Origin of the sequence: Psychrobium sp. 1_MG-2023, assembly GCF_030689115.1 — a bacterium.
Lineage (GTDB): Bacteria > Pseudomonadota > Gammaproteobacteria > Enterobacterales > Psychrobiaceae > Psychrobium.
The window spans coordinates 1-7,762 of record NZ_JAUYVJ010000056.1 but is presented as its reverse complement, the minus strand read 5'-3'; the positions used below and the strand labels follow the sequence as shown (position 1 = coordinate 7,762).

The following is a 7,762-nucleotide window of genomic DNA, read 5'->3' as shown; positions in this document are numbered from 1 at the left end:
AGCCTGGGTCTCACTTTACCGGAAACTAGATTTATTTAGTAAATAAGATGGGTTTATTATCCATACAAGGCGCTCAACAGGACAAATTACAGTTGTTTTTTGCTCCTGCGTCGCTATTTTAACCAACTGCAATTTGCCCATTAGCGTGGCGTTATGCTTTTCTTAAAGGGAGTCAATTTTGGATACAGCCGTTATACACTCAAATAAAATGAGTATTAAATCTACATTAAAACTATTACTTATTCTTTTGCCAATTTTTGGTTTACTAGCTGGAATAGGACTTGGTTTAATTCTAGGTAATACAGCGTTCGAAACTACTTCTGATTTATATCTAAAAATAGGTGTAGTGCTATTACCTACAATATCTATCGTAATTTTGGCGTTAAGCCGTTACTTTAAGCAAATTGATAGTTTGTAGCATAAAAAACATAACAAGCTGTTAAATCAGGACAAAATACAGTTGGCTGTGTTTCGTCCCTCAACAATTTTAGCCAATTAAATTTTGCCCATTAACGAGGGCGTTATGTGCTTTCAGTATTCAGCAACTTTGGTCAAGATAATTAAATTGATAGGTATTATTATCTAGTGGCTGAGGAGAAGGGGAGTATTGAAATGGTAAAATATCAAAACAGATTTATTGAAGTACTTAGCTATGTGGAAGCTAACCTTGATGAAGATCTTGATATTGAAAAACTTTGCCAATTAGCATATCTGTCAAAGTATCACTTTCACAGACAGTGCTCAGCCTTCTTTGGCATGTCTGTGATGTCACTTGTTAAATTACTTCGACTTAAAAGGGCTGCATATCAACTAGCTTATCGAAGTGAAACAAAGGTTGTTGATGTTGCACTGGCATGCGGTTATGAAAGTCATGAAGGATTTTGTAGGGCTTTCAAAAAAATATTCAATCAAAGTCCATCTGGCTTTAGTCTGGCTCCTGATTGGACTCCTTGGCATTCTAAATATGAACCAATTCTGAAACTGAGGACAAAGATCATGACTGATAAAGTTAATATAAACGTAGGGATCGTAGAATTTCCTGAAACACTAGTAGCTACAATGGAGCACAGAGGGGCGCCAGATTTACTTGGTAATACTATAAATAAGTTTATTGAATGGAGAAAAGAAAATCGTTTTCCACCTAGCAAGAGTAAAACATTCAATTTATTATATGATGATCCAAATGTTACCGCACCAGATGAATATAGGTTAGATCTTTGTTGTTCTATTGAGTGCGAAGTAGAAGAGAGCCCTGAGGGTATTGTAAACAAAGTTATCCCTAAAGGAAGGTGTGCTGTCATTCGCCATATTGGTAGTGATGATTACCTTAGTGTGCTGATAAATTTCCTTTATTCTAAATGGCTTGAAGAGTCGCATTATGAATTGAGAGACTTTCCAATATTCTTAGAAAGGGTTTGCTTCTTTCCTGAATCTTCAGAAAATGAAGTAATTACAGATATTTATTTGCCAATTAAGTAACGCACATAACAAGGGTTTTCAAGTCGGACAAATTACAGTTGGCTTTTTGTTCGTGCCTCACTTATTTTAGCCAACTGCAATTTGCCGCTTAAAACGGCGTTAGCCAGAAATGGAGATTCAGGTGAATAAATTAACTTTTTGGATGTTAAAACAAGCTCATATCGTTTGGTTGGTTTCAATAATTAATATCGGAATCGGGATGGTGATCCCTGATTTTGACTTCATGGCAAAAAGTATCAGTCATGTGGCACTAGAGTCCCCCGCTTTTGCTTATACTCATAGGGGCGCAGACATAGTTATCGGTTTATCTATGTGCATCTTTGCTGTTGGTGTTTATAGCTACATCAAGAGGTTTTCTTCGACCTCACTCTCTTCTTTCTTACTCGGCATAAGCATGATTAGCGCTGGCGTCTGGACACTGGAAACGCCTCTACACCTTTTATATAACCTATCTATATTCATGATTATTGTTCCAATGTCATTTGCACTAGATTTCAAAAACATTATTAACTCTCGGGCATTTGAAAATTTTTCAGTTTTGGTTACTCTGTTACACGTATTTATGTTTTGGTTTATCTATGCAGGCTTTATCCCTCAAGAGATTAATGGGTTAATTCAACGGTTATGGGCTATTCCTACAATGGGGTGGTTCGGTATTGCAGCTCATTTGCTAGTTCAGCAGAAGTTTCTGGCTAACAAGCCAATTAAGGTGGACGCGTAACACTAGGCTCGCGCTCATTCTGAAGTGGTCAAGTAAAACTGGCCATCTTGTTAGAGGTTTCTAAGTATTCGTTCTCTGCTAATAATGGCGAAAGCCCATCATTAAATTGATGTGGCCGATATCGATTGTAATAATCATTGATATAGTTACTAATCGATAACTTCGCTGCTTTCATATCTAAATAACCTAGCTTGGGCATCCATTCTGTTTTAACAAAACAATAGCAACAAAACAATAGGACAGACATAAATTAGAGTACATAATTTGTTAAGTTAAAAATCTCGACTAGGGTTATATTTTTATCGCTATGGATAGTAATTATGACTCGCGCACGAAATCAGCTAATTGACCTAAACGCTACTTCTTATTACCACGTAATTAATCGGTGTGTGCGACGTAGTTTTCTATGTGGCGATGACCCATACAGCAACAAAAACTATGATCATCGGCGGCAATGGTTAATTAAACGAATAAAGTTCTTATCGTCTGTCTTTTCAATCAATATCGCAGCCTATGCTATTATGAGCAATCACTATCACTTAGTTCTGCAAGTAGATAAAGACACAGTTGATAGCTGGTCAGTAGGTGAAGTGATTGAACGTTGGTATCGGTTATTTAATGGTCATGTGCTCGTTGATAATTATTTAATTCGTGGCTCAAGTTCACCGGGCGAAATGATACAAATCGAAACACTAGTCCAATGCTGGCGTGAACGTTTGTATGACATTTCATGGTTTATGAAATGCTTGAACGAGCATATTTCCCGTCGAGCGAATAAAGAAGATGCATGTACAGGCAAGTTTTGGGAAGGGCGATTTAAATCACAAGCCTTGCTCGATGAAACCGCACTTTTAAGTTGTATGGCTTATGTTGATTTAAACCCAATAAGGGCAGGCGTTGCCCCAAACCTTGAGCAAAGTGACTTTACTTCAATTCAAGAGCGAATACGACAGTTTAATGCACACCAAAAACATAAAAAGAACCCGAAGTCTGATTATAAACCTCACGCCCAACCGCTTGCGCTGCTACCTTTTTCAGCGACTAGCGATACGAAAGCCTTGCCTTTTTCCTATGCTGATTATTTTGAGTTAGTTGATTGGAGCGGGCGTCATATTGACCCAAGGAAAAGGGGCTATATAAATAGTGAAGAACCCAAAATATTAGATACCTTAGTAATTAATGGTGATGACTGGATAGAAAGCGTAAAAGAGTTTAGGCGCCAGTATGGCAATTTTGCTGGTAGAGAGTTTAAACTTAGAGATTGTGCAGCAGCACATCGCCGTTGTTGGTACAAAGGCGTTGGTTAGTTTTTTCATGTTGAAGCTTAGACATATTGAGTCTTCCTTAGGGTTAGTTAGCCCTGCCTGTTAAATTAAACGGCGAGGTATAAAAGCAACTCCTGCTTAATTTTTCCGCTTTAATATGGCATTAAATTTTGAAGAGAAGCGTAATATGAAGCTTACAAACGTTTGCCTGTCCCACTTTTCGTTGCATTTTTTGTTTCAGTAACATGTTGAGGCTGCGTCGCAGCAAATTGCTGATTAGTTAGGCGGTTTGATGCTCTTTTATTCATTTAGTTAGCAAAGTGGTGTATTTAACTTTAAAGTGCCGTTTATTGACGTTAGAGTCGAGCCCTTATCAATTTCACTTTATCAAGCACACGACAAATATGAGTACTTCTTTTTCACGCCGCTTCGTTACTTTAGTAGAACAACTTACTGATGGTAACAAAAAGCGTTTTGCTGAGTTAACAGGTCGTTCACCTTCAACGATTTATCGTATTTGTCGCGGTGGTAGCAGACCCTCCCTTGCATATTTAGAGCACTTGTATGAAACCTTTAATATCGACCTAAACTGGTTGATCACTGGTGAACGTAACGTCGAACAGTTGGATCACAAACAGACGAGCGACTTGGTGATTGCACCAAAATTTGATGTAGAGGCAAGTGCTGGCTTTGGTCAGGTTGGCTTTGCTGAAGAGGTCAGTGAACACTTTGGGTTTTCTCGTCAGTGGTTAGCATCCCAATTGGGCGTGCATACAGATAAAGTCGCCTTTGTTTCTGTTAAAGGCGACAGTATGCAGCCGACCCTTGAAGATGGCGATATGATTTTAGTGGATATGTCATACCAACAGGTGCATAAAGAAGGCGTATACCTGCTGTACACTGAAGACGGCCTAATGACGAAAAGGTTGAAGCCTATAAAAGGGGGGATCAAAGTAGTGAGTGATAACCCTGAGTACCCAAGTTGGGAAATTCTCGCTTCAACACAAGAGCAGGCGAGGGTAGTGGGTAAAATTGTATGGTTTGGAAGAGATATTTAACTTAGTTATTGGGTTAAATAAGTCTCCCATTTACTCTTTTGGTTGGCAGTTGTCGGCAGTGAATAAAATATAGCCTGTCCCTTTTTCAACTTTTTTAAAGCAAGAATCTTTCGTAAATTATTGCCTGTCCCTTTTTCCTTTTTCATTTTTTCATTCAGTAAAAATAAAGTTTGCTTTTAGTTGTTTTGACATTACTATACTTATCAAAATTATGCTTTTTAAACAAAGTATTAGGCAAATGGAGTATTGCAAGATGCAAACGTGTAAATCATGTTTTAAAGAGATCGAAAGCGGCGCGTTAAAGTGTTCATATTGTCAGGCGTATCAGCTGTGGTATAAACATCCTCAGTTCTATAGTCTTATCATGATGCTACCTTTCTTTATATTTATTTTTTGGAATACAGGTTTGATGAGTAATAAGGAGTTTAGTGATTTCGAAAGTGAATTCTCGTTCACTCAAGAGAAAATCATTGATGCTAAAAGCAAAAATCGTCTCCTAATTACTTATAAAGTGAAAAACGATACGGAATATCAGTGGGATAATATTAGATATGAAATTATTAGCCGGAACAATGGAGAGCTCTTAGCTTCTGAGTCCGATAACAATTATTTTTGGGTAATTCGCCCAAACTCAGAGTCTTTCCTAACAGTAAATATACAGATTGTTCCTAATGCAAATGAATGGGAATTAAAAATAAAAGATTTAGAGGTTAGTCGCTTTTAAGCGTGCCTAGCAAATTGTTAGTGAAGCGAAAACAATGGGTTTGGTTTCGCTTAACTCATCATTTTATAAAGTGACGTTTACTTTTCATCGATTTTATTAATGACAAGTTGATTAGTACAGTCCCCTATCAGTGTGAAAGCCTTTTAAGGGGGCAGTTATGGCCCACTAATAAACCAACGTATTGATTTAATAATTAATTTATATCAATAGTTGAATAGACAACTTGAACGACGAAGCTATAATTGACGTTTTCATAATATGATAATTTTTCTTAATCTTTATATGCAGTCGATTAGTTATGGTCTGCTAGCCACTTTTTTTACGGATTAAACCAAGAGAAGCACCAATGAATAAGTATAAAAATTTACTATCTATATTAGCTTTATCTACATTAACTGCCTGTGGAGGAGGGGGAGAAGATGATTCGAAACCAGCTCCGACAAAGAACAACATAGGTGTATTTCTTGATAGCCCTGTCATAAACATCAGCTATAGAACGGACACATTAGAGGGAACAACTAATAGCCAAGGTGAATTTGAGTATGTTGATGGTGAACGTGTCACTTTCTTTATTGGTGATTTAACATTTTCGTCGGTGGTAGCAAGAAGCACCGTAACTCCGTTTGATTTAGCTGGAACATCGGATATCAATTCATCAACGGTTGTCAATATTACCAGATTACTGCAAACCTTAGATAAAGACGGTAATCCTGATAATGGTATTACCATTGATGATTCGGCTAAATTGAGTGCAATGTCCGTGGATTTCTCTCTTTCTGAGTCTGAGTTTGAAAACTCTTCCGAGGTTTCATCCTTAATTACGAATGCGGGACAAGATACTGCTGTTACAGAGCTCGTTAGCTCAGGTGATGCGGTTGCTCACTTTAAGAAACAACTTAGTCAAGCTTATTTGTCTGACGGTGATGGGTTGGGTTCAAGTACTTCCTCGGCAGTACCGATAACAACCGCGGGTGAATCAGCTCCTTACCGAAGTACTTTCCCTGATAGTAATGCTGAATCGACTGTTTGGTTTAAGTTCACTCCTTCAGAGAGTTCTGATTATAAAATTACCAGACAAATTATAGATGCAAGCCCACTGGATGATATCCCTTCATCGACGGTTTCTATCGCACTTAAAAGCGAGCACCTTCAAGATTGTATTAATGGCATGGATGAGCAAACTCAAAGCTGCAGCATTTTTATGACTAGCAATATTGATTACTACTTTGAAGTAAGAAGCTTTGATAGCACACAACCCTTATTTACATTGCGTATCGATAAGTTATAAATAATGCATGACTTAGCGGGAAGGTCTAGTCTGTGTGATAGCCCTTCAACCTAAGACAGAAAATAGGATTGGCATCAGTCAATTTTTGAATGAAACACCGCTTGTCCTTTATGTAACGCATAGAGGGCAGGCATTTTTTTTGATAAATTTTTATACATTAATTAATGATAAAAATTTTTTAACCATATCCTTAAATTATAAATCCGACTGAAGAGAGGTGGAAGCAACCTAAATAGTCACTGTAATTTACAGATATATTAATGGCGATGAGTAATTATTGATGCCTGAAAATGATAAAGCGATGCGATGTTTTCATCGTAGAAATATCATTGCTCAAATTTCAAGGTTACTCAACAAAAGCTCAACAAGTCAGTTTTTATTTGAGAAAGCTGACTTGGTAATAAGGATTTGAAATGAGTTCACAAATATCTGTATTTGACTCTTCACAAGGTCAAGACAAGTTTTTAAAAGCGTACAACCTCCTCATGGCAACTTGGTCGGTGCCATTTGAAGATAAATGGGTAGATACCTGTTTTGGTAAGACCCATGTCGTTGTCTCTGGTCCTCTCGATGGAGAACCACTGGTTTTACTATCAGGAGCCCAAGCAACAAGTGGAATGTGGGGGCCAATGGTTCCTGAACTGACCAAAAAAAGAAGGGTGTTTTGTATCGATTTGATTGATCAAGTTGGACTGTCTGTGCCGACGAAGGTTTTAAAAAACACCCAAGATAGCAATGCATGGTTAGAGGAAACACTAGCGGGGTTAGGACTTAACGAAGTTAGTATTATTGGTAATTCATTGGGCTCTTTTATCGCCTCAATGTTTGCCGTAACGCACCCTGACAGAGTTCGAAAGTTAATATTAACGGCACCAGCAGCAACGGTTTCCAGTGTTAGCTTTTTATATATAGTGAAAGCTATTTTTTCCTCTTCGGTGTCTAGCTTGTTCGTTAAAAAACGTTTTTTACAGCAATGTGCTGCGGGTTTAGTCGATGGTGACAATAAGCTTTATCAGGTGCTACTTAACGCGATGACTGAAAGCAAAATTATCAGTAAAATCATACCGAGAAAGCTAACTATTGATGAACTACGTAATCTTAAGTCACCGACCTTAGTGATGCTGGGTGCTGAGGATATTAGTGCTGGTGAATGGTAATCACCCCATTATTAATGGAGTTCGGTCGTAGAATTTAAATTATTAGTTAATCTTCTTTTCTGAATGGGGG

9 protein-coding genes are annotated in these 7,762 nt (G+C 37.7%); 8 read left to right on the top strand and 1 reads right to left on the bottom strand.

Going from position 1 to position 7,762, the window contains the following annotated elements; all coding sequences use genetic code 11:
* Positions 1-178 precede the first annotated feature (178 nt).
* The 3 genes from Q8W26_RS17550 to Q8W26_RS17540 all read left to right on the top strand — a co-directional run bounded on the left by Q8W26_RS17550 (position 179) and on the right by Q8W26_RS17540 (position 2,200).
* A complete protein-coding gene (locus tag Q8W26_RS17550) occupies positions 179-418 on the top strand; it encodes a hypothetical protein (RefSeq protein ID WP_101214717.1) in 240 nt (79 codons plus the stop codon).
* Positions 419-612: 194 nt separating this feature from the next.
* The gene (locus Q8W26_RS17545; RefSeq protein WP_101214720.1) at positions 613-1,479 is read left to right on the top strand and encodes a GyrI-like domain-containing protein; all 867 of its coding nucleotides are present in this window, start codon (positions 613-615) and stop codon (positions 1,477-1,479) included.
* A gap of 121 nt (positions 1,480-1,600) precedes the next feature.
* Positions 1,601-2,200 (top strand): DUF998 domain-containing protein, encoded by a 600-nt coding sequence (locus Q8W26_RS17540; protein WP_305473855.1) that lies wholly within the window; start codon positions 1,601-1,603, stop codon positions 2,198-2,200.
* A gap of 28 nt (positions 2,201-2,228) precedes the next feature.
* Here Q8W26_RS17540 and Q8W26_RS17535 read toward each other — a convergent pair whose 3' ends face one another.
* Positions 2,229-2,447 (bottom strand): IS3 family transposase, encoded by a 219-nt coding sequence (locus tag Q8W26_RS17535; protein WP_153071506.1) that lies wholly within the window; start codon positions 2,445-2,447, stop codon positions 2,229-2,231.
* 73 nt (positions 2,448-2,520) lie between these two features.
* Between Q8W26_RS17535 and Q8W26_RS17530 the strand changes: the two genes are divergently transcribed.
* From Q8W26_RS17530 to Q8W26_RS17510, 5 genes are all read left to right on the top strand, one after another.
* Complete coding sequence (locus Q8W26_RS17530) at positions 2,521-3,507, top strand: transposase (RefSeq protein ID WP_305473854.1); 987 nt, start codon at positions 2,521-2,523, stop codon at positions 3,505-3,507.
* 362 nt (positions 3,508-3,869) lie between these two features.
* Complete coding sequence (locus Q8W26_RS17525) at positions 3,870-4,523, top strand: helix-turn-helix transcriptional regulator (protein WP_305473853.1); 654 nt, start codon at positions 3,870-3,872, stop codon at positions 4,521-4,523.
* Positions 4,524-4,929: 406 nt separating this feature from the next.
* Positions 4,930-5,247 carry a hypothetical protein gene (locus tag Q8W26_RS17520; protein ID WP_153071539.1) on the top strand — a complete coding sequence of 106 codons (318 nt, stop codon included), beginning with the start codon at positions 4,930-4,932 and terminating at the stop codon, positions 5,245-5,247.
* Positions 5,248-5,593: 346 nt separating this feature from the next.
* The gene (locus Q8W26_RS17515) at positions 5,594-6,535 is read left to right on the top strand and encodes a hypothetical protein (protein ID WP_305473852.1); all 942 of its coding nucleotides are present in this window, start codon (positions 5,594-5,596) and stop codon (positions 6,533-6,535) included.
* A gap of 413 nt (positions 6,536-6,948) precedes the next feature.
* The gene (locus Q8W26_RS17510) at positions 6,949-7,692 is read left to right on the top strand and encodes an alpha/beta fold hydrolase (RefSeq protein WP_305473851.1); all 744 of its coding nucleotides are present in this window, start codon (positions 6,949-6,951) and stop codon (positions 7,690-7,692) included.
* The last annotated feature ends 70 nt before the right edge of the window (positions 7,693-7,762 follow it).